At 62.0% G+C, this 20,670-nt stretch carries 23 protein-coding genes and 3 tRNA genes; 14 read left to right on the top strand and 12 right to left on the bottom strand.

What is annotated here, in order from left to right; translation table 11 throughout:
* The first annotated feature begins 34 nt into the window (after positions 1-34).
* Positions 35-1,288 (top strand): tRNA (N(6)-L-threonylcarbamoyladenosine(37)-C(2))-methylthiotransferase, encoded by a 1,254-nt coding sequence (locus tag BSG09_RS09905; protein WP_092932616.1) that lies wholly within the window; start codon positions 35-37, stop codon positions 1,286-1,288.
* Positions 1,289-1,465: 177 nt separating this feature from the next.
* The gene (locus tag BSG09_RS09900) at positions 1,466-1,828 is read left to right on the top strand and encodes a winged helix-turn-helix domain-containing protein (RefSeq protein WP_092932614.1); all 363 of its coding nucleotides are present in this window, start codon (positions 1,466-1,468) and stop codon (positions 1,826-1,828) included.
* Between the two features lie 132 nt (positions 1,829-1,960).
* Here BSG09_RS09900 and BSG09_RS09895 read toward each other — a convergent pair whose 3' ends face one another.
* Positions 1,961-2,500, bottom strand: a complete 540-nt coding sequence (locus tag BSG09_RS09895) for an HIT family protein (protein WP_092932612.1) — start codon at positions 2,498-2,500, stop codon at positions 1,961-1,963.
* Between the two features lie 246 nt (positions 2,501-2,746).
* Here BSG09_RS09895 and BSG09_RS09890 point away from each other — a divergent pair, with 246 nt between their 5' ends.
* Positions 2,747-2,947: a DUF7835 family putative zinc beta-ribbon protein gene (locus BSG09_RS09890; protein ID WP_008008912.1), complete on the top strand. Its 201-nt coding sequence runs from the start codon at positions 2,747-2,749 to the stop codon at positions 2,945-2,947.
* A 121-nt stretch (positions 2,948-3,068) separates the two neighbouring features.
* On the opposite strand, the gene map is transcribed toward BSG09_RS09890, so the two are convergent.
* Complete coding sequence (gene map / locus BSG09_RS09885) at positions 3,069-3,965, bottom strand: type II methionyl aminopeptidase (RefSeq protein ID WP_092932610.1); 897 nt, start codon at positions 3,963-3,965, stop codon at positions 3,069-3,071.
* A gap of 643 nt (positions 3,966-4,608) precedes the next feature.
* On the opposite strand from map, the gene icd reads away from it, so the two are divergent.
* The 3 genes from icd to BSG09_RS09870 all read left to right on the top strand — a co-directional run bounded on the left by icd (position 4,609) and on the right by BSG09_RS09870 (position 7,982).
* The gene (gene icd / locus BSG09_RS09880) at positions 4,609-5,871 is read left to right on the top strand and encodes an isocitrate dehydrogenase (NADP(+)) (protein ID WP_092932608.1); all 1,263 of its coding nucleotides are present in this window, start codon (positions 4,609-4,611) and stop codon (positions 5,869-5,871) included.
* A gap of 664 nt (positions 5,872-6,535) precedes the next feature.
* On the top strand, positions 6,536-7,495 hold the full coding sequence (locus BSG09_RS09875; protein ID WP_223174713.1) for an alpha/beta hydrolase: 960 nt from the start codon (positions 6,536-6,538) through the stop codon (positions 7,493-7,495).
* 55 nt (positions 7,496-7,550) lie between these two features.
* Positions 7,551-7,982, top strand: a complete 432-nt coding sequence (locus tag BSG09_RS09870) for a GNAT family N-acetyltransferase (protein ID WP_092932604.1) — start codon at positions 7,551-7,553, stop codon at positions 7,980-7,982.
* Positions 7,983-8,260: 278 nt separating this feature from the next.
* Here the strand turns inward: BSG09_RS09870 and BSG09_RS09865 are convergent, their stop codons facing one another.
* Positions 8,261-9,628 (bottom strand): NRAMP family divalent metal transporter, encoded by a 1,368-nt coding sequence (locus BSG09_RS09865; RefSeq protein ID WP_092932602.1) that lies wholly within the window; start codon positions 9,626-9,628, stop codon positions 8,261-8,263.
* A 78-nt stretch (positions 9,629-9,706) separates the two neighbouring features.
* Complete coding sequence (locus BSG09_RS09860; protein ID WP_092932600.1) at positions 9,707-10,045, bottom strand: cupin domain-containing protein; 339 nt, start codon at positions 10,043-10,045, stop codon at positions 9,707-9,709.
* Positions 10,046-10,149: 104 nt separating this feature from the next.
* Between BSG09_RS09860 and BSG09_RS09855 the strand changes: the two genes are divergently transcribed.
* Positions 10,150-10,674 (top strand): DUF5817 domain-containing protein, encoded by a 525-nt coding sequence (locus tag BSG09_RS09855; protein ID WP_092932598.1) that lies wholly within the window; start codon positions 10,150-10,152, stop codon positions 10,672-10,674.
* Positions 10,675-10,703: 29 nt separating this feature from the next.
* Here the strand turns inward: BSG09_RS09855 and hmgA are convergent, their stop codons facing one another.
* The 3 genes from hmgA to BSG09_RS09840 form a co-directional block, all read right to left on the bottom strand.
* Positions 10,704-11,930, bottom strand: a complete 1,227-nt coding sequence (hmgA, locus tag BSG09_RS09850) for a hydroxymethylglutaryl-CoA reductase (NADPH) (RefSeq protein ID WP_092932596.1) — start codon at positions 11,928-11,930, stop codon at positions 10,704-10,706.
* Positions 11,931-11,986: 56 nt separating this feature from the next.
* Positions 11,987-12,379, bottom strand: coding sequence for a hypothetical protein (locus BSG09_RS09845; RefSeq protein WP_092932594.1), 393 nt, complete (start codon positions 12,377-12,379; stop codon positions 11,987-11,989).
* 80 nt (positions 12,380-12,459) lie between these two features.
* On the bottom strand, positions 12,460-12,915 hold the full coding sequence (locus BSG09_RS09840; protein ID WP_092932592.1) for a DUF5814 domain-containing protein: 456 nt from the start codon (positions 12,913-12,915) through the stop codon (positions 12,460-12,462).
* Positions 12,916-13,062: 147 nt separating this feature from the next.
* Here BSG09_RS09840 and BSG09_RS09835 point away from each other — a divergent pair.
* Both BSG09_RS09835 and BSG09_RS20800 read left to right on the top strand, forming a co-directional pair.
* A tRNA-His gene (locus BSG09_RS09835) sits at positions 13,063-13,134 on the top strand.
* 289 nt (positions 13,135-13,423) lie between these two features.
* A complete protein-coding gene (locus BSG09_RS20800; protein WP_175542185.1) occupies positions 13,424-13,591 on the top strand; it encodes a hypothetical protein in 168 nt (55 codons plus the stop codon).
* Between the two features lie 22 nt (positions 13,592-13,613).
* On the opposite strand, the gene BSG09_RS09830 is transcribed toward BSG09_RS20800, so the two are convergent.
* Positions 13,614-14,474: an aldo/keto reductase gene (locus BSG09_RS09830; RefSeq protein WP_092932590.1), complete on the bottom strand. Its 861-nt coding sequence runs from the start codon at positions 14,472-14,474 to the stop codon at positions 13,614-13,616.
* A 122-nt stretch (positions 14,475-14,596) separates the two neighbouring features.
* On the opposite strand from BSG09_RS09830, the gene BSG09_RS09825 reads away from it, so the two are divergent.
* Entirely contained in the window at positions 14,597-14,872 is a 276-nt protein-coding gene (locus BSG09_RS09825; RefSeq protein WP_092932588.1) for a DUF7577 domain-containing protein, read from the top strand.
* Between the two features lie 266 nt (positions 14,873-15,138).
* Here BSG09_RS09825 and BSG09_RS09820 read toward each other — a convergent pair.
* Positions 15,139-15,212, bottom strand: a tRNA-Phe gene (locus BSG09_RS09820).
* A gap of 221 nt (positions 15,213-15,433) precedes the next feature.
* Between BSG09_RS09820 and BSG09_RS09815 the strand changes: the two genes are divergently transcribed.
* Positions 15,434-15,880 (top strand): DUF7344 domain-containing protein, encoded by a 447-nt coding sequence (locus BSG09_RS09815; protein ID WP_092932586.1) that lies wholly within the window; start codon positions 15,434-15,436, stop codon positions 15,878-15,880.
* Between the two features lie 265 nt (positions 15,881-16,145).
* Here the strand turns inward: BSG09_RS09815 and BSG09_RS09810 are convergent.
* Positions 16,146-16,219, bottom strand: a tRNA-Val gene (locus tag BSG09_RS09810).
* A gap of 62 nt (positions 16,220-16,281) precedes the next feature.
* Here BSG09_RS09810 and BSG09_RS09805 point away from each other — a divergent pair.
* Together BSG09_RS09805 and BSG09_RS09800 are read left to right on the top strand one after the other, a co-directional pair.
* Positions 16,282-16,824: a DUF192 domain-containing protein gene (locus BSG09_RS09805; RefSeq protein ID WP_092932584.1), complete on the top strand. Its 543-nt coding sequence runs from the start codon at positions 16,282-16,284 to the stop codon at positions 16,822-16,824.
* A gap of 97 nt (positions 16,825-16,921) precedes the next feature.
* The gene (locus BSG09_RS09800) at positions 16,922-18,883 is read left to right on the top strand and encodes an ABC transporter ATP-binding protein (RefSeq protein ID WP_092932582.1); all 1,962 of its coding nucleotides are present in this window, start codon (positions 16,922-16,924) and stop codon (positions 18,881-18,883) included.
* Between the two features lie 54 nt (positions 18,884-18,937).
* Here the strand turns inward: BSG09_RS09800 and BSG09_RS09795 are convergent, their stop codons facing one another.
* Positions 18,938-19,282: a DUF5789 family protein gene (locus BSG09_RS09795; RefSeq protein ID WP_092932580.1), complete on the bottom strand. Its 345-nt coding sequence runs from the start codon at positions 19,280-19,282 to the stop codon at positions 18,938-18,940.
* 101 nt (positions 19,283-19,383) lie between these two features.
* Between BSG09_RS09795 and BSG09_RS09790 the strand changes: the two genes are divergently transcribed.
* On the top strand, positions 19,384-20,121 hold the full coding sequence (locus BSG09_RS09790) for a creatininase family protein (protein WP_092932578.1): 738 nt from the start codon (positions 19,384-19,386) through the stop codon (positions 20,119-20,121).
* Positions 20,122-20,153: 32 nt separating this feature from the next.
* Here the strand turns inward: BSG09_RS09790 and BSG09_RS09785 are convergent, their stop codons facing one another.
* Positions 20,154-20,603, bottom strand: coding sequence for a DUF5790 family protein (locus tag BSG09_RS09785; RefSeq protein WP_092932576.1), 450 nt, complete (start codon positions 20,601-20,603; stop codon positions 20,154-20,156).
* Positions 20,604-20,670: the final 67 nt, after the last annotated feature.

The following is a 20,670-nucleotide window of genomic DNA, read 5'->3' as shown; positions in this document are numbered from 1 at the left end:
TTGCCGTCCGGTCCCCGACAGTTGGACGAAACGGATGGCCCGGTATCACATCGAAACGTATGGGTGTACGTCGAATCGCGGGGAGAGTCGCGAGATCGAGCGACGGCTCCGTGATGCGGGTCACTACCGGGTCGACGGACCGGACGAGGCTGACGTCGCGATCCTCAACACCTGCACCGTCGTCGAAAAGACCGAGCGCAACATGCTCCGACGGGCTGAGGAGCTGGCTGACGAGACGGCCGATCTCTTTATCACCGGCTGTATGGCTCTCGCACAGGGCGAGGAGTTCGCCCAGGCCGACATCGACGGCCAGGTCCTCCACTGGGACGAGGTCCCCGAAGCCGTCACCAACGGCGAGTGTCCGACGACGACTCCCGACGCCGAACCGATCCTCGATGGCGTCGTCGGCATCCTCCCGATCGCGCGCGGCTGTATGTCCGACTGCTCGTACTGTATCACCAAGAAGGCCACCGGCAAGATCGACTCCCCGCCGATCGAGGAAAACGTCGAAAAGGCCCGCGCGCTGATCCACGCCGGCGCAAAGGAGATCCGCATCACGGGCCAGGACACCGGCGTCTACGGCTGGGATGAGGGCGAACGCAAGCTGCACCGCTTGCTTGAGGAAATCTGTGCCATCGATGGCGACTTCCGAGTCCGCGTGGGGATGGCTAACCCGAAGGGCGTCCACGGCATCCGTGAGGAACTCGCCGAGGTCTTCGCTGCGAACGACGAACTCTACGACTTCTTACACGCGCCGGTCCAGTCCGGAAGCGACGATGTCCTCGGCGATATGCGCCGCCAGCATCAGGTCGAAGAGTATCTCGAGGTCGTCGACACCTTCGATGCGGCGCTTGACTACTGGACGCTGTCGACTGACTTCATCGTCGGCTTCCCCACCGAGACCGACCACGACCACGAACAGTCGATGGCGTTGCTGCGGGAGACACGCCCGGAGAAAATCAACGTCACGCGCTTCTCGAAGCGCCCGGGCACCGACGCCGCCGAGATGAAAGGGCTTGGCGGAACCGTCAAAAAGGAACGCTCGAAAGAGATGAGCGAGCTCAAACGCGACCTCGTCGCCGACGCCTACGGAGACATGGTCGGCGAGCGTCGTGAGGACTGTCTCGTCGTCGAGGAAGGGACCGCCGACTCCGTCAAGTGTCGCGATTCGGCCTACCGACAGATCATCGTCCAGAACGCGAGCGAGCACGGTCTCGAGCCCGGCGACTTCGTCGACCTCGAGGTAACGGCCCACGAGACGATGTACGCGTTCGGCAATCCGGTCTGAGACGGTTGCTGTCGCGAGATGCCGGCCTACCTGAATCGTGCGGGAATGGACTGAGAGGAATCCGTCTGACGCCGGACGATGGGTTCGATTTGACTCGAGAGAGTCAATACATGACCTAATCTTCAGTTCGCGGGAATTGAAACCGCAGATAAACAGCCCCGCGGCGACCGATCGTGCATGAGCGAGACAGCCAGGCAGCTCTCACCGTGTACGCGCGCCCAGCGGGACGATGAACTCGGGTGCAATCCCGGCCAGATCATCGACTTGCTGAGTGACGATGACGCGCGGGCCATGTTCCTGTCCGCTGACGAGCCGACGACGGTCCGCGAGCTGGCGGCGGAACACGATCTCCCGCTCTCGACGGCCTATCGAAAAGTCGACCGACTCCACGAATCCGGCCTGCTCACCAATCTCAACCGTCAGTCCGGCGAGACACCCGCTGTCTACGTCCGGTCGGCCGACCACGTGTCTGTGACCTACGACGAGCCGCTCCGGATCGAGTGTATCCGGAATGGCAAGACGCTGTACTGCGAACCCTGACGGTCACGTTCGTTCGGACGATTCCAGTTGGTGATGGCGGTTTCGAGCCCCGGCGCGATCGCAAGGCACCCCGCAGTCGCGCCGGCACTGCGTGCCAGATGTTTGTCTGCGACGACCCGTCGACGAACGCCGCTACTCGATGACGACTGCGCTGTCCGCGTCGGGAACAGTCGTTCCCTCCTGTGTGGCAAACGCCTCGTGGACGTGCTCGTACGTCGCCTCGAGCGCTTCGACGATTACTGTGGTATCGCTTAGCACAGGCATGAAGTTGGTGTCCCCCTGCCAGCGTGGGACGACATGAGTGTGCAGATGGTCATCGATCGAGCCACCAGCCCCGTTTCCGAGGTTCAAGCCGGCATTGAAGCCGTCTGGCTCGAGTGCAGCCTCGAGTGCATCGAAGGTTCGCTGTTTCAAGCGGGCATGATCGAGGAGCATCTCGTCTTCAAGCGCTGCATACTCGCCGGTGTGTACGTGAGGGATCACCATGGTGTGACCCGGATTGTACGGGTAGTTGTTCAGCATGACGAAGGCGTGGTCGCTTCGCGCGACGATCAGGTTCTCCCGGTCGGTGTCCTGCTCGGGCAGTTCACAGAAGACACAGTCCTCGATCTCCGCGTTTTTGTCCTCACGTCTGATCCACTCGATACGCCATGGTGCAAACACCTGCTCCATACTACTGGTCTCTCGATGAGGTCTTAAAGGGTTTCAGCCTGGCTGCCTGCTCAAGCAGTTCGATACACCCTGGATCGGTGGGATAGATGACTACAACTAGGTCTTGAACGAACGCGCGGTTCTCGTAAACGGTTCGAGCGTTCGACGAGGATTTTCGGCGATGGTGCCGCCGTCTTGCGATTTTTGTGTTTCGCACGACAAAATAAAGCAGGGTTTTAAGATAATGCTACGGCAGGTAATATGACAATGGCAACGACTGACGATTCCGTTAATGGGATGACTGAGTACTGCGATGAATGCGATCTCGAAACTCTCCATGAAGTGTCCGTTCAGCTCCGAACCGAGAGTCTCAAGAAAGAGAACGCGCAGTTCTCTCGCGAGCCCTACCGCGTAGCCGAGTGTCAGCGGTGTGGAAACCGCACGAGTCAGCGGATGAACAACGCCTAACTGCCTCTCACGGTTCGACCACCAGCGGCCGTTGCTTGGTCTCCCGGGTTCGTCGCTTCCTCCGTGGTGTCTCCCGTCTCACTGCGACGATTACCGATGCCGATAACCGATCGATTCGTCCTTACTTCGTCGTCACTTCGCAGCCATCCTCAGTGACGATAATCGTATGTTCTTTCTGACTGACGAGGGAGCCGTCGTCTTCCTTGAGAACAGGGTAGCCGTGGACGATGTCGTTTCGCTTGAGTCGACGCAGTGCCATCTCCGGGCGATCCGTCTCGAGCCAGCGCGTCGCAAACGGCAGCGTCCGGAACTCCTCTGTGATCTGTTCGAGCGCGTCGCGGGCCTGGCGGTTGCGGACCGTTCCCTCGCGCTGGAGCGAGAAGATCTCCTCGCTTGCGCCTTCCGTGACCTTGCCGCCGCCGTCGGTCGCGAACGGCTCGATCGCGACGACGTCGCCGACCTCGAGTGTCGTCCCCTGCGAGACGGCTCGGTTGGGAATGTTCGGACTGGTGTGTTGTTCCCAGTGACCCAGTCCGTGGCCCGTGAGGTTGACGACGGGATTGTAGCCGTAGCCGTCGATCACGCCCTCGATCTCCGCGCCGATTTCGCCGGTCTCGACACCTGGTTCGACGATCTCGAGGGCAGCCTCGAGTGCCTGCTCGGAGGCCTCCGCGAGCTCGGGAGTGCCCGACAGGTCGACGGTGACGGCGGTGTCAGCCAGCCAGCCGTCGACGTGCACGCCGATGTCCAGATTAACCATCTCCTCGCCGAAGGTCGTCTCGTCGCCGATCGACGGGGTTGCGTGGGCCGCCTCCTCGTCGACGGAGATGTTGACGGGGAACGCGGGCTGGCCGCCGAGTTCCCGAATGCGGTCTTCGGCCCACTCGGCGACCTCGAGTTGGCTTGCACCGACCTCGACACGGTCGGCTGCCTCCTCGCGTACCTGTGCGAGGATTTCGCCCGCCTCGCGGTGTTTCTCGTACTGCTCTGACTCGAGGTCGACCTCGGATTCGGCCATGCACCGGGGTTGGTTCGGTCGACAAAAAGAGGTTCCGTCTCCTCGTCGGACGGCCTGCCACCGCGTTGTCGCCCGTGTGGCCACCGCGACCGGACGCGAGCGGGGAGCGAACGGTGTCGCGCTCCACTGTTACAGGAGTAATGCAGTATAGTATCCTGCCGCTCGATGAAACGGTCGCCACGGGTTATACCGGATGCACGCCTCGAGTATGATGGCGTGAGAGACGCCACGAACCGAGCACGTCGTCACAGACGCCGGGTCGAGCCACCAACTGTCGCCACGGGACCGCACTCAGGCACGAACGCTCCCGGCGGGTCGCTCGAGCGGTCTCGAAGCGGCAGTTGGAGGAGCCATTGACAATCAGTGCACCTGATCGCACGAGACAGTGCGATCAGTGTGTAACCAGTTTCAGGTGTCACCGAACAACGTATCCGTATGAGTAATATAAAACGGCAGTTACGTAGCCCCTTCATTTAACGGCATTCTACATTATTTACCATCCTATTTCTGAGGGCTCGACCCCTCAGACCCTCGTTTTCGGCATTTTCAAGAAATACATCTCGTGTAAAGATCGGGCAGGTTTTGCCAGTCGGAGACAGAAATGGTAGACCTTTTACCCCCGTCGGCGAACCGTACAGACGAGATGAGCTACGACAAGATCGACGTCCCCGAGGACGGGGAGAAGATCACGCTGAAGGAAGGAACCGAAGACGAGCTCGAAGTGCCGGACAACCCGATCATCCCGATCATCTACGGTGACGGTGTCGGAAGCGACGTCGGCCCTGCCGCACAGAAAGTGCTCGAGGCTGCCGCGGACGCGACCGGTCGCGAAATCAACTGGATGCGCCTGTACGCTGGCGAGTCCGCCCGCGAGAAATACGACGAGAACCTCCCCGAGGAGACCGTCGAGGCGATCAAGGAACACCGCATCGCCATCAAGGGCCCGCTGACGACGCCCGTCGGTGCCGGCTTCCGTTCGCTGAACGTCGGCCTGCGCAAGAAACTCGACCTCTACGCGAACGTCCGCCCGACCTACCACCTCGACGGCGTCCCGTCGCCCGTCAAGGAGCCGGGTCAGATGGACATGATCACCTTCCGAGAGAACACGGAAGACGTCTACGCCGGCATCGAGTGGGAAGCCGGAACCGACGAAGTCGAGCAGGTCAAGGAGTTCGTCGAAGACGAGATGGGCGCAACGGGCGTCATCCACGACGGTCCCGTCGGCATCGGTGTCAAGCCGATCACGGAGTTCGGAACGAAGCGACTCGTCCGTGAGGCTATCGACTACGCCCTCGAGAACGACCGCGACTCCGTGACCCTCGTCCACAAGGGTAACATCATGAAGTTCACCGAGGGGCAGTTCCGCGACTGGGGCTACGAGGTCGCAGAAGAGGAATACGGTGACGAGGTCATCACCGAGGACACTCTCTGGGAGGAGAAAGACGGCGAAGCGCCGGACGACGCTGTTGTCGTCAACGACCGCATCGCCGACAACATGCTCCAGCAGATCCTCACCCGCACCGACGAGTACGACGTCGTCGCGACGATGAACTTGAACGGTGACTACATGTCCGACGCCTGTGGTGCCCAGATCGGTGGTCTCGGCATCGCGCCCGGCGCGAACTTCGGCGACGGCCTGATGCTCGCCGAACCCGTCCACGGCTCCGCACCCAAGTACGAGGGTCAGGACAAGGTCAACCCGACCGCCATGATCCTCTCGGGCCGCATGATGCTCGAGTACATGGGCTGGGACGACGCCGCCGACCTCGTCCGCGACGCCGTCGAGGAGACCATCTCCTCGGGCAAGGTCACCTACGACCTCGAGCGCCAGCTCGAGGACGCCGAGAAGCTCGCCACCAGCGAGTTCGCAGACGAAGTCGTCGACAATATCGAAAAGCTCGCATAACGCGAGCGTTTCGTCCTCTCATGGCTTTGCCGTGAGAATATCGAGACGCAAGCTGGCGCGGACATCTCGGACGATCTGCTCACGCTGAGCAGATACCGAGACTGTCATAGACGGTTTTCACTCTCGCATTCTTTTGTTATCGGCATCACTGACAGTGAGTGATCCACTCTTCCGACAGCCTGCCCTCATTGCCTCATACGGTCTGCTGTACCGATGTACCGGTGGGACCGCTGCGGGTCGCGGACTCACCGGCACTGACTGACAGGAGTCCGTATCAATCGAGACGACCGTCGCGGGTCCTCGAGACGAAATGGCTGTGTGTCGTGAACGTATCACGTTCGAAACTGAAACACAAGCGTGAAACCGAGTTGTCTGTGTGACTGCACACGACATCGAGGACGACGTTACAGTCGGAATGGGACTCGTGAGACGTGCTGGGGATAACACTGTCGACACGGCCTCGACCGCGTTTTCTCTTGCGCAAGACTGTTCCAGAAGTCAAGTATATTGTTCTCGAACCAATTAGCTATGGTTATTTGTTGTGCTATTGAAGTTAGTACGCTGATATATGGTGGACAAATACCAGCCATCGGCGTCGAGACGGTCGTTTCTCGCAGGATCAGTCGGGACGACAGTTATCGGAACGACCACCGTAGCTGCGACGGTGGACGAACAGCGGAACGAACCGCCGAAATCAACAGCATGGAAGCCGGCCGCCCACGATCTGACCATGAACGATGGCCATCAACTTCGGGTCTGGGAGCGGACGACCGTCGACGATCCGGACGAAGCCGTGCTCTTCGTTCACGGAATGACTTACGGCGGCGTGTCGATGTTCGACCCACCCCTCACCGAGGAGTTCGGCTGGCTGCGGTACGCTGCGGCACAGGGGCAGGCGACGTTCGCACCGGACATGCGTGGCTACGGTGACACCGAACTCCCGCGCGAGTACAGACAGCCACCAAAGGTGAATACGCCACCACTGTCGTTTGAACGCGAAGCGCTCGATCTCCTCGCGGTGACGCGGTGGCTGCGCGAGGAACGCGGCTTCGATCGCATACACTACGTGGGCCTCTCGGGAGGGACGTGGCGCGGCCGTGCGGTGTACACGCTCGGTGAACCCAACTACGCGACAGTCACCCTCGCCGGCGGCTCGTTCGACACACTTGAGGTCGGTGCGGATCCCAAAGGCCCGGCGTATTTATCACAAGTCCGTGATGAGTTCATTACAAGATGGAACGCGGAGGTCCCCGATGGCGCTGACACCGATGACTGGATCGGTGGCGACGAGTTCACTGCCACGGCAGTGCAGGCTGCAGTCTGGAAGGCGATTTTCGATACGAACCAGGCGATCGATGATAGCCCAGAGACGATCATTGCCCCGCTCGTACGCCAAGAGCAGACGTATCACCCGACACATATCGACGATCCAACGCTCGTGATTCGTGGCTCGAGCGATGGGATCATTTCCCGCGAAGGTGCACTGCAGTTGTACGATGCTGTAGGTTCGACCGACCATCAGAAACGGTACGTAGAGATCACGGGCGGCACGCATTTTATTTTCCTCGAGCGCAAGCGACGGGAGTTCTTCGACGCGGTCCGCCACTTTCAGACGCGATACTGACCAGAATCGAACCGTGGCGAAACGCTCTCGGCAAACTACGTCGTACGTGTTTGCGATGGTCGAGGTGCACGTCGCCGATTCCGAAGTAAAACGGGAAGACGCCTTTGCAGTCCGTCATACGGTGTTCGTCGAGGAGCAGGATGTCGACGAAGAACTGGAGTACGACACACACGACGAGACGGCGACCCACTTCGTTGCGTACGACGGCGACGAACCAATCGGCGCGGCACGGCTTCGCGAGTACGAGGACGATATCGGCAAGGTCGAACGCGTCGCCGTCCGCACATCACGACGCAACGCTGGCATCGGTCGTGCACTGATGGAGCGACTCGAGAAGCAAGCCGAGGCAATCGGATTCGACACACTGACACTCCACTCACAGACGCAGGCGGCCGACTTCTATCGCACCCTCGGCTACGAGCGCCGCGGTGCAGAGTTCGAGGAGGCCGGCATTCCCCACGTCGAGATGCGGAAGTCGCTCGAGTGAGCCGTGCGACACTCGAGCGGCGCTGAGACGTGGCGTCTGTCACTCGTCTGACTGACTTTCAAGGTCTCCGATATGGTAGACACTACCACATGTCAGCTATACAGACCCCAACAAAGGCGATGGCAGCCATGATCGCCGCGATATGGCAAGCTGGCCGAATACTCGTTCCGCTCGGGATCGCGGCCCTCGTTACCGGACTCGGGCTGCTCGTCTTTTTCGGTGTGGTAACCGCGCTTCCGTGACGGTTCGATTTCGCCCCGGCAGTGACGACGTCCGGGTTAGACCCCGCTGACCCGATCGCGGACGTATCGTCCCGCCAGTCCGAGGAGTGCCAGGGCCATCGCGACCGCGAAGGCGACGACGAACGCCGAGAGCGGGTCAGAGATCGTCTCGAGTTCCCCGCGGACGAACTCACCTGCGAGCATGGCGGCGACGGCAAAGAGTACGAATCCACCGAGGTTCGCCACACGGGAGTTCGTCGTCGGGACGACGTCGGGATCGTTCAGCAGTATGAGGATAACGGCGATGGCAAAGGGGGTCCCGACGAGGCCAAAGGCCAGCGTGAGCACGAGCAACTGGAAGAACGCGCCGCCGAGAAACGCACCGACAGCGGAGATGAGTGCGACGCCGGCGACGGCGGCGCGATATCGGTTGTCGTCTGTCGACTGCTCCCAGCCGAGTTTGTCAGCGAGCAGATACGGTGGAACGATCGTGTTCCCGCCGAGTGTCGAGACTGCCGCACCGAGGAGGCCCGCGAGGAACACCCAGGTCGCATACTCGCCGGCGACCGGGCCGAGGGTCTGGGCGGCGCTGATCCCGTCGATCGTCGCGGGATCGACGCCGGCCGCCGGGAGGACGCTCGCCGCGACGAGAAAGACTGCGAGGCTGAAAACCCCGAACGCGCCCAGCATCGAACTCACGATGTCGACGATCGCGGTGTCGGCGTCACGGACGGTCCAGCCGCGGGCGCGCATCGTGTAGCTTTGCATCGTCAGCAGCGTGATGTGGACCGCACCGCCGAGAATGCCCGCGGCGACGAGTGCGCCATCGACGCCTGCGGGAATCGCCGGCACCAGTCCGCCCACCGCGGCAGTGGGGTCGATTGGGACGATGAACGCGGCTGCAACGAACGCGACGACGACCATCGAGACGAGCACCTTAGCCCCGAGTTCCGCAACCCGGTAGCCCCCGCCGGCGAGTCCCAGCGCGAGGATCACGGCCCACGTAACACCCCAGAGGCGTGGATCGGCCAAGACGGCGACGTCGACGCCTGCACTGGCAACCATCGTCGCGCTGACCTCGGCTAACGTTTTCATGATGATTACCTGCGCCAAGCCGGCGGCCAACACGACGTCGACGACGAGCACCCAGGCCCAGGTCGATCCCAGATGGCGTTCGACGACCGAGACGATTCCCGCCTCAGTGAGTAGTCCCAATCGCATGGCGAGATACTGCCCGACAGCACCCAACACCGCCGAACAGACGACGACCCAAAGTAGGGCATAGCCGAAGCTCGCGCCGGCGACCAGCAGACTGCCCATCGTCGCCGGCCCCGCCGCGATCGCGCCGGCGAGCCACGTTGGCCCGAGTCGCTCGAGCGCCGTTCCGATCCATCCGCGTCCCACCGACCGCTGTTCAGTTGCCATGGGAGTATCTTGCGAACCCAGTGATATAACCTCGTGGTATCAAATGGTGGTAGTCAACAGACACGACAGTCGGTAGGGCTACTCCTGCCAGCTCGGGTTCTCCCGTGGCGGGCTGAAGATGTCGACACCGCGAACCGTCTCGTCGCCGCGGTTTTCGGCCGCGTGAGGCTGCTCACCCGGGATCGCGTAGGAGTCGCCGGGGCCACAAACGACCGCCTCGCCATCGACGAGGAAGGTCACCTCACCCTCACAAATGAAGCCGGTCTGTTCGTGGGGATGGCTGTGTTCCTCGACGACCGCGCCCGGTTCGATCTCGAAGTGCTGGACGTTCATCGACTCGGTGCCGGCAAGCAGCGCCAGGTGGACACCGTCGGCTGCCTCTGAGGGCTCGCTATCGGTCAGGGAAACGCGCTCCATACGCCTCGAGACGAGGGCAACCGTCTAAAATCCCACAGCAAGCCCTGTTTCACTTTCGCTCCGGTTGCCGAAGGTTGAACTGCCGGGACATCCCACTGGCAGCTATGTACGCCGTCGTCGGCTGTAGCGAGTGTTCGAACCTCTGGATCCTCGAGGGGCGATCGGAGACGAGCCAGTGTCCCCGCTGTGGCGCACGAAAGGCCTACGAAAAGCGCAAGAAGTTCGTCGAGACCGACGACGCCGCCCATGCCCGCGACGTGCGCGCATCCATGCTCGCAAACCGCCAGGGCGAGGGCGAGGCCTTTGCCAAACTGGATTCCTTTGCCCAACTCGAGGCCGATGTCGCCGACGGCGTCGTCGACGAGACGGAGTACCTCGAAGAAGCGGGTCTCGATGCCGACGAGATCGAGGCGGCAGGCGACCGCGATCCGCGCGGGCCGACCCGTAGTGGGAGCAAACAGGAAATCGTAACGGGGGCACTCGAGGCCCTTGAGGGGCCGACCGAAGACGAGATCGTCGCGTACGCGGGCGAGCGTGGGGTATCAGCCGAGTACGTGAAGAAGGCACTCGAGAAACTCACGCGACGTGGGGTCGTCAGCGAGAGCCGTGGGCGGTATCGGTTACTCTGATGGAGTGAGAGGGTACCCAGGGCGGGTGCCTACCGACCCAAATCCTCGTGTGCGCTCGCGAGGTGTCGCGACGACAGCGCGCCGAGCAAGGAGAGTTCGCCAGCGAGTGCGCCGACGGCGATGATCTCGGCGAGTGCATCAGCGTTCGAGCCCGGTGGGTCGCCACCGCCGCGCAGTCCGAGAACCTCGAGGGCTTCGGCCTGTGTGGGCAGTTTCGTGCCGCCGCCGACGGTCCCAACCTCGAGGGAGGCAAGCGAGACGCTGGCATAGAGGTCGGTGGTGCCGTCTTCGCGCTCGCGGGTGTCCATCGTGGTGATGGTGTTGGCTCCCTCGACGACCTGGGCCTCGTCTTGGCCGGTCGCGAGGAACGCCGCGCCGACGACGTTAGCGGCGTGGGCGTTGAACCCCAGACTGCCCGCTTTAGCGCTGCCGATCAGGTTCTTGCGGGTGTTGGCCTCGGCGATCGCGTCGGCGGTCGTATGAAGCCGCTCTTCGACGAGTTCACCGGGGATCACGGCGTCGGCAGTCACGGAGCGACCGCGGCCCTCGACGGCGTTGATCGCGGCGGGTTTCTTGTCCGAACAGAGGTTGCCCGACAGCGCGACCAGCGAGGCAGGCGTTTCGGCCTCGACGACCTCGCAGGCCTCGCCGGTGGCGATCGTCGCCATGTTCATCCCCATCGCGTCCTTGGTGTCGTAGGCAAAGCGCAGGTAGACGGAGTCGCCGACGACGTAGGGTTCGACGTCGAGCAGTTCGCCGTGGCTCGTCGTCGACTCGGCGGCCTCACGGAGCGTCTCGAGGTTGTCCTCGACCCATTCGACGGTCTCGGCGGCCTCGGCGACACCGTCAACTCGGAAGACCGGTGCGCGAGTCATCCCGTTTTTCGTCACGCGCGCATCTGCGCCGCCGGCCGCGCGGATCACGCCCAGCCCGCGGTTGACAGATGCCAGCAACGCGCCCTCGGTCGTCGCCAGCGGCAGGTAGTGGTCACCGTCGGCTGCACCCCCGTGGACGGGAACGGGGCCGACGACGCCCATCGGAACCTGTGCCGCACCGATCATGTTCTCGATGTTCGGCTCCGCTTGCTCGGCGGGGAACGAGTAGTCGCCGACGGCCTCGAGATCGGCACCGGTCTCGCGTTCGACGATCAGCCGGCGTGCCTCGGCCGCGGTGTCGTAGTCGGCATGGTCCTCGAGTTCGTGAATGCGAACGTCGCCGTCGCGCACCCGCGCGGCGAGGTCCTCGGGATCTGTCATGGATGGGTCGAGACGGTCGGCTACCCTAACAGTTGCTGATTCTCCTGACTCGAGAGTCACCGATTCTGGAGATCAAACGAGACATCGTCGCTGACGGCACGATATCCCGAAAGCGCCTCATAACAGAGCAGCCCAAGCAGCGCGCCGGTGCCGATCGTCGAAAGCAGCAGATAGCGCGCGCCCGCTGCATCGTCAGCGAACGCGACCGCGAAGGCCGCCGTGGTGACAGCCGCAAATCGGAGTCGCGTCCGCGAGCGTGCCCCCGTCTCCGTCCACGCAAGATACAGCTGCGGAAGGACAATGGCAACACCGCCGATCAGCAGGAAAGACACCAGTGGTCTCTCGCGGAGCGCGATCCCAGTCTGGCGCTCGAGGACGACCGAGCACGCAACGACGATCACGAACGCCAGCAACGAGCCGAAGACAATGCGGCCTTCCCGATCGATCATAGCGACGAGTCACCGGCCGAACAGGTCAACTTTGCGCTCAGTTGCAGTTTCGGCGGCCGACGGTGCGAACGCGCGGCGACTCAGCGCGCGAGATCCCGTTTTGCCTGCTGGATCTCGTCGCGGGCCTCGTCTGCGCCGTCGACGCGGGCAAGGCCCTCCGCAGCCTCAAGGGTGCGGACGGCGTTGTCGAGAAATGAAAGAACGTCGCCCGGATAGGCATACACCATGTAGTCGTCGGTCATCACGTCGACGATCGCATCTGGCCCGAGCCCCTGTGCACGCAACTCGAGCAGGTACTGGATGAACTTCCGCTCCGGGCAGCCACAGTAGGGGTTGTTATCACAATCACAGTCGAGAAAGTCCTGCGTGAAATCGAGGACGCGATCACGGGTCGCGTCGTCGAGTTTCTCGAGGCCCTCGCCCTGAAAGAGCATATCGAGCGTTGCCCCCTTGAACGCTCCCTTGGGGATATTCGTCTCGAGCTGGGAGCTAAGCTGGCGGTGGTTCTTGATGTAGATCTTGTCGGTGATGGCCACGCGTTACCGGTGGTACCGGCCGTGTGCCGAAAAACGTCTCGGTCGCGAGGAGTGCGATCGAAATCGCGCGGTACGGAGTCGCACACCGCGATCCTCGAGTCGTAACGTATTTCAGGCCAACCGCGTGTAGGGTATGATGTAAGCGTGTCCGGGTTGGGGTAGTGGTTATCCTTCAGCCTTGTGGAGGCTGAGACGCGGGTTCGATTCTCGCACCCGGACCTTTTCCGACGACCGAAGTGAGGAGTGAAAAAGCCGGCAGGCGAGATCGAACCAGACGAGTCGCGCGCAGCGAAGTGAGCACGTCTCGACGTGGTTCGATTCTCGCACCCGGACGTTCTATTGTGGACTGCTCTTCGAGCCACGGAACTCGTCAGGTATCGCTGGGCTCTCGAGGGTGCATCCCGTTTGCGTGTGTTCGGGCCGAGTCCCGGTCTGGAACGCACGGACACCAGTAACCCACCGCCTCCAGACAGTATCACCCATACGTGTGCACACGCTATCTCAGCCGATGACCAAGACGGACGATCCCTTCGACTGCCAGTCCTGTGGTGAGACGGTCCCGTTCGACGAGGCGCGCCGAACGAAGACGATGGGCGGACTGGATCCAACGAAATGGCAGACACTGTGCTGTCCGTCCTGTGGCTCGCGGCTGCAGACGATCTACGTCGGCGAGTGAGACGTGCCGACGGTACAACAACTCACGCTGCAGCCTCGGTCAATCGCCGCACCTCCGCGTCGGACAGCGACAAGCGTGAGGCAGCAACGTTCGACTCGAGATGGCCGCGGTTGGCCGTGCCCGGAATCGGGAGCATGACATCGGCACGCTCGAGCAGCCACGCCAGCGCGATCTGCCGGCGCGTCGCGTCGTGGGCCGCAGCGATCTCGTCGAGGAGGTCGCCGTGTGCGGCCAGATCATCGCCGTCGATCGGTGCCCACGGGATGAAGCCGATACCCTCGTCGGCACAGATATCGAGGACTTCGCGGCTCCCGCGGTCGTGCAGGTTGTACCGGTTCTGGACGGTCGCGATCTCGACCTGTTCGCGAGCGCGGTCGAGGAGTTCGGCCGAGACGTTGCTGACGCCGACAGCGTCGACGAAGCCATCGTCTTTGAGTTCCGCAAACGTCGCGATCGAATCTTCAAATGGCGTGTCGTCGTCAGGCTTGTGAAACTGATAGAGGTCAATGGAGTCAGTCCGCAACCGATCGAGTGAGGTGAGTACCTGGTTGCGAATGTAGTCCGGATCACCGTGGGCGATCCAGTCGCCCGCGTCGTTGCGCAGCAGGCCTGCTTTGGTCGCGACGACCACATCGTCAGGATCGCCGATCGCCTCGCCGATCAGCCGCTCGCTGACCGCCGGGCCGTAGGAGTCGGCCGTGTCGATAAAGTCGACACCACAGTCGACGGCGTGCTGGACCACCTCGCGTGCAGCCGTCTCGTCGTCGGGCGCGCCGATGATCTTCTCGCCACAGAGTCGCATCGCACCGAAGCCGAGTCGGTGAACAGTCGTCTCGCCAATCTCGAACGTCTCGCTCTCGTTTGTGATCGAGTTGTGGCTCATAGGTTGGGTACCGAGACGTAACGGGAAAGTCGTTGGCGGTCGCGAGCGGTTTGCCAGCCCCGGCACTGTTCAGCGCTCCAACCAGTGGACAGCACTAAACAGCCCGCGGCCGTAGTACTTTTGTGACCACTCCCGAACAGATCTACGCCGCAGTGGTCATCGGCCTCTTACTCGCTGCGATCGGGATCAGTATCCCAGTGCTCAAAGGCATCTATCGGGACGGCCTCGAGCGACAGGCCGAGCGACGACACAACGATATCGAGACGGAGACGACGGGCGCAGAGCCAACGGCGTCTGACGACGCCACTGGAGACCGCAAGCGACTCCCGTGTCAGCAGTGCGGTGTGGAAAACGATCCCGCGTTTACGTATTGCCGAAACTGTCTCGAACCGCTGTGACGTCCCCACGGCATCGCGGCCAGCGCCTGTAAACGGGACCGCGACGACGATTGGCGACACCCTGCGAGCGTACGTTTCACGTTGATAGCGTCTGCCGAGCAATCGCGTTGCGAGCGAGAATTACGTAAACTCGGGATACCGACTCCCGGATAACCTCCGCCCAGAAATGCTCACTCCGCTCTTTCGCTGGTTCGCAGAAAAATGGGCTCAAAAATCACAATCGGGCTGCAGATTTGTGACTCTCGAACATGCTCGCCGCAAAAGTATGCCGCCTCCCGGATTTGAACCGGGGACAGCTCGATCTTCAGTCGAGTGCTCTCCCAGTCTGAGCTAAGGCGGCCTGCCTCAATCTCTGTCCATGATATAAAAAAGGATTTCGAATCGCGATCGCCGTTTCACGCTGCTTACAGGAGACTGCAGCGAGGCCCAATATATTGAGTATGGTACTGAAAAACCAGTAACGGAGACAATACACGGAGGTCTATGTGGGATTACCGTTCGTCTGTTGGATTATCGGATATTCAAGACACCCTTTTCCGCCCCGGGAGGTAATACCATGTTATGGAACCTCTTACCTCGAGTCAAGAACCTACCGAACTCGATGCCGATACGATCCTCGAGTTACTGGCGAACCGGCGGCGACGGTACCTCCTCTATGCGCTCCGGGGACAGGACGACCCCATCGAGCTGTCGACGCTGGCAGAGACAGTCGCCGGCTGGGAACACGACGTGCCACCGGAGGAGGTGGCGAAAAACGAGTACAAAAGCGTCTACGTCTCATCGGTCCAGTGTCACGTCCCGAAGCTGGACGACGCGGGTGTCGTCGAGCACAACGAGGACAATCACACCGTGGTCCTCGCGGATAATTTCGAGCAACTCGAGCCGTATCTCCGGGTCGTCGTGGGGGACGAACCGGAAAACTCGACACTGCATTCGGCCCTCCAACCCAGATCGGGAGACGGCCTCCTCGGCCAGATTCGAGAAAACGTTGCGCGGCTCAAACACTGACGACGAGCAGTCGGCCGAATCGGGTACTCGAGGGGACCCATGCGAGATCGGCGGTGTATGACTTTCTGTCCGTGACGTGCGCTAGAGAACGTTTCCTCGGAGACAGGTCTGTGATCCACTGTTGGTCCCCAAAGCTGGGCTCGGGCGGGTTCGAACGACGCGAAGACGGTCGCTCTCGCATTCGCTCGAGCGCTGCGTCTTCTCTTATTCGAACCGCCGCTCGCATCACACACCTGCTGCTCGCGGCGTTGCTCGCAGCAGGAAGTGGGCTCGGGCGGGTTCGAACCACCGACCTCGGCCTTGTAAAGGCCGCGTCATGACCAGCTAGACCACGAGCCCGCATCCGAGACGAGTAGGTCCGTCCGAATAACCTTTACTCTCTGGCCGTGCAGCTATCGGGTATGACAATCGGGCGCGTCGGGAAGGGACTGCTCGCCATTGCGATCCTCTCGATCGCCGGTGTCGTCCTCGTACAGGCCGGGCTCGTCTCGACGCCGTGGGGGCCCGACAGCGGCGAGGTACGGGTCGCCGACGATGCCGACAGCGACGAGCCGAAAGCCGTCATCGACGTCGAGGTCGCAGACGATCCTCAGGAACGCTACACCGGACTAAGTAATCACGACTCCCTCGAGCCGGGTAATGGCATGTTGTTCATCTACGGAAGCGAGCAAGACCTGACCTACGTGATGCGCGAGATGGATTTCGACATCGATATCATCTTTATCAGCGCGGACGGCGAGATCACGACGATTCACCACGCTCGCGCGCCCGGCCCGAACGAAGACGGCAACGACCTCGAGTACTCCGGCCGCGGGAAATGGGTGCTTGAAGTGCCACGCGGTTACACGAACGAGACCGGGATCGAGGTCGGCGACGAGGTCGGCATCGACCTCGAGTCGAATCAGACGACCATCACAAGCCTCGGTGTCGGTGACAGCGCGTAAGCCACAGCGAAAGCGAGCGTGAACCACAGCCGCCGACGCTGGATCTGGTTCGATTGGTCGGCAATTCTTATTGCTGGCGATCCCTGAGCCCCGTGCAATGAATCGCCCCGACGGAGACGAGGACGATCCATTCGAGGACCAACGGGCGGAGGTCGAGAACCCGATGAAACGGCTGTTCCTCGAGTACGGCGTAAACTACGTCGGGGCTGCGGTCATCGGCGTGATCGCGAGCGTCGGCGCTCGAGTCCTGGATCTGTTGCCACCGCTGATGCTCGGGATCGCAATCGACGCCGTGATCCGTCAAGAGATTGCATATGCAGCGGCGTTTCCGGTAGGTGGCGGGCTCATCGAACCGTATGTCCCAACCGGACGAGTCGACCAGTTCTGGTTGACAATCGGGATCATCGCGAGTGCCTTCCTTTGTTCGGCGATCTTCCACTGGACCCGAAACTGGGGGTTCAACACGTTCGCCCAGAACATCCAACACGACATCCGGACCGACACCTACGACGAGATGCAGCGCCTGGATATGGGCTTTTTTGCCGACAAACAGACCGGCGAGATGATGTCGATCCTCTCGAACGACGTCAACCGCCTCGAGAAATTCTTGAACGACGGGATGAACTCCCTGTTTCGGCTGCTCGTGATGGTGGTGGGTATCGGCGGCTTACTACTGGCGATTAACTGGCAGCTCGCGCTGGTCGCCTTGCTGCCGGTACCGCTGATCGCCGGCTTCACGTATCTGTTCATCCAGACCATCCAGCCGAAGTACGCCGAGGTGCGCTCGACCGTCGGCACGGTCAACTCCCGGCTCGAGAACAACCTCGGCGGGATTCAGGTGATCAAATCCAGTACGACCGAGTCCTACGAATCCGACCGTGTCGAGGACGTTTCTCAGGAGTACTTCGACGCCAACTGGGGGGCGATTCGGACGCGGATCAAGTTTTTCCCCGGACTGCGCGTGCTCGCGGGGATCGGCTTCGTCATCACATTTCTCGTCGGCGGCCTCTGGGTCATCTCGGGCCCACCGGGTCCGTTCTCGGGTGAGCTCAGTACCGGGATGTTCGTCGTCTTCATTCTCTATACGCAGCGGTTTATTTGGCCAATGGCGCAATTCGGTCAAATAATCAATATGTATCAGCGCGCTCGCGCTTCGAGTGCGCGCATCTTCGGATTGATGGACGAACCGAACCGGGTCGATGAAGAGCCCGACGCGCCCGACCTCACCGTGACCGACGGCCGCGTCGAGTACAACGAGGTGTCGTTTAGTTATGACGATCGCGAGACCCAGACGTCGGAGTCGACAGAGCCGATCCTCGAGAACATCGACTTTAGTGTCGAGGGCGGGGAAACGCTCGCGCTGGTCGGGCCGACCGGTGCCGGCAAGTCAACCGTCCTCAAGCTCCTCTTGCGGATGTACGATGTCGACGAGGGCGAGATCCGGATCGACGGCCAGAACATCCAAGACGTCACCCTCCGGAGTCTTCGCGAATCGATCGGCTACGTCAGCCAGGACACCTTCCTCTTCTATGGCAGCGTCGCAGAGAACATCAAATACGGTACCTTTGACGCCGATCGCGAGGCTGTGATTGAGGCCGCAAAAATGGCCGAAGCCCACGAGTTCATCCAGAACTTACCCGACGGCTACGATACGGAGGTCGGCGAACGCGGCGTCAAGCTCTCCGGCGGGCAGCGCCAGCGCCTCTCGATCGCCCGTGCGATCCTCAGAGATCCCGCGATCCTCGTGTTAGACGAGGCGACCAGCGACGTCGACACCGAGACCGAGATGCTCATCCAGCGGTCGATCGACGAGCTCGCGGAAGATCGAACCACGTTCGCCATCGCGCACCGACTCTCGACGATCAAGGACGCAGACGGGATCCTCGTCCTCGAAGGCGGTGAGATCGTCGAACGCGGGACACACGAGGAGTTGCTCACAAACGACGGGCTTTACTCACACCTCTGGGGGGTGCAAGCCGGCGAGATCGACGAACTCCCACAGGAGTTCATCGAACGCGCACAGCGTCGACAGGCACAGACCGAAGCCGACGACGACTAAGAGTGCCGGCCGACAGCCATCGTCCGACGCGATGGGATTGGGGCGATGCGGCACCTAGAATGACTCCTGCTCGCTGTACCCATCATTGTCCGGTGCACCCTCGTCTTGCCGCTTCTCGCCCATTGCAGGCGGTGTGCGGTCGCTGTAGTTTTTCCGACCGATGGCCTCGTCGCCAACCATGTTCATGATCGCTCCCTCGACCTCACCGTAGTCTTGGAACTCATCTTCGCCAAGCGATCCGATGACCTCCTCGAGTGTCATCGTGGTATCGCTCAGTTGGATTCCCTCGTCGCCGTAGTCCTCGAGTAACTCGTCGCGGCTGATTGGATACGTCTCGTCCTGGAGCTTCCCCCGTAAATCGCCGAGTTCGACGCCGCGCTCGCGGCTCTTGTCAGACATAGATGACGGAACGCGACGGGGCCGAAAACGGATTGGGCCTGCGCTCGCCATGCGAGCCGGCGAACCGCCATACTGACGTACAGCCGATAGTATACTCGTGCATGGATCTCACAGCGGCGACGTGGACGGACGTTCGAGACCTCGAGACCGATCTCGCCGTCGTTCCCGTGGGGAGCACGGAACAACACGGGCCACATGCTCCGCTTGGGACGGACGTGCTGACCGCGGAGGCGGTCGCCGACGCGGGGATCGAACGCGCCGATCGCGAGGTCGTGCGCGCGCCGGCGATTCCGGTCGGCATCGCCGCGGAACACCGCCAGTTCCCCGGGACAATGTGGGTCTCCGAGGACACCTTCCGGGACTACGTCGGCGAGGCCGTCGAAAGCCTCGCTTACCACGGCTTCGATCGCGTCGTCATCGTTAACGGTCACGGCGGCAACGTCGACGCCCTCCGAGAAATCGGGGGCCGGCTCACGCGAGCCGGCGATGCCTACGTCGTTCCCTTCACCTGGTTCGAAGCCGTCGGCGAACACAGCGGTGATATGGGCCACGGCGGCCCCTTAGAGACAGCACTGCTTCGCCACTGTGAGCCGGAGCTGGTCCGAGAGGATCGGATCGAGACGGCCCGTGCCGACGCGGCCGACGGCTGGGGCGACTGGATGAGTCACGTCAATCTGGCCTACGACTCGGCGGAGTTTGCGGAAAACGGTGTCGTCGGCGATCCGGCCGATGGCGACGCCCAACGCGGGGAAACGCTGCTCGAGTTAGCGGCCGACTCGCTGGCTCGGCTGCTCGAGACGGTCGCCGAGCGTGACGTCTCGCGGCCCGACCACCGGTAAGGATCGGACGGCGGGTCGGCCGAACGGTATCATTACTCCTCGGCTTCGTCCGCGTCGTCGCCCGCGTCATCGTCAGCTGCGTCGTCTGTGAGTCCGGCATCTTCGAGCGTGCCGCGAAGCGCCGGAATCGTCGACGTGAGGTCGCCGACCTGCTCGCTCGCCCGTGAGAGGTCCGCTATTGCCGCTTCGAGGTCGGCGATTTCTGCCTTGAGGTCGTCAGCGTCATCGAAGGCGTCGGCACGCTGGCCCATGGTGAACCACTTTTTCGCATCGCGGAGGTGAGCCTCGGCGTCGCCGACCTCGAGCGCCGAGTTGAGGCCGTTGAGCACACCCAACACGTTGTCGGCGTCGGTCTCCCAGACGTCGTCGGCGTCGGGGAGTGCCCCCCAGGCGTCTTCGAGCGAGGACTCGACGTCCGCGCGCATTTCGGTGGCCGCTTCTCCGAACAGTTCCTCGTCGTCGCCGAGCGTCGCTTGGCTCATGTCATCGTGTTCACGGGGACCATGGTTAAAAGGTAGCCCGAAAGTGAAAGTGAAATCGGGCCGGAGC

This window comes from Natrinema hispanicum, from assembly GCF_900111485.1.
GTDB classification, from domain to species: Archaea; Halobacteriota; Halobacteria; order Halobacteriales; family Natrialbaceae; genus Natrinema; species Natrinema hispanicum_A.
The sequence above is the reverse complement of the archived record's forward strand: the minus strand, read 5'-3'. Positions and strand labels throughout refer to the sequence as shown.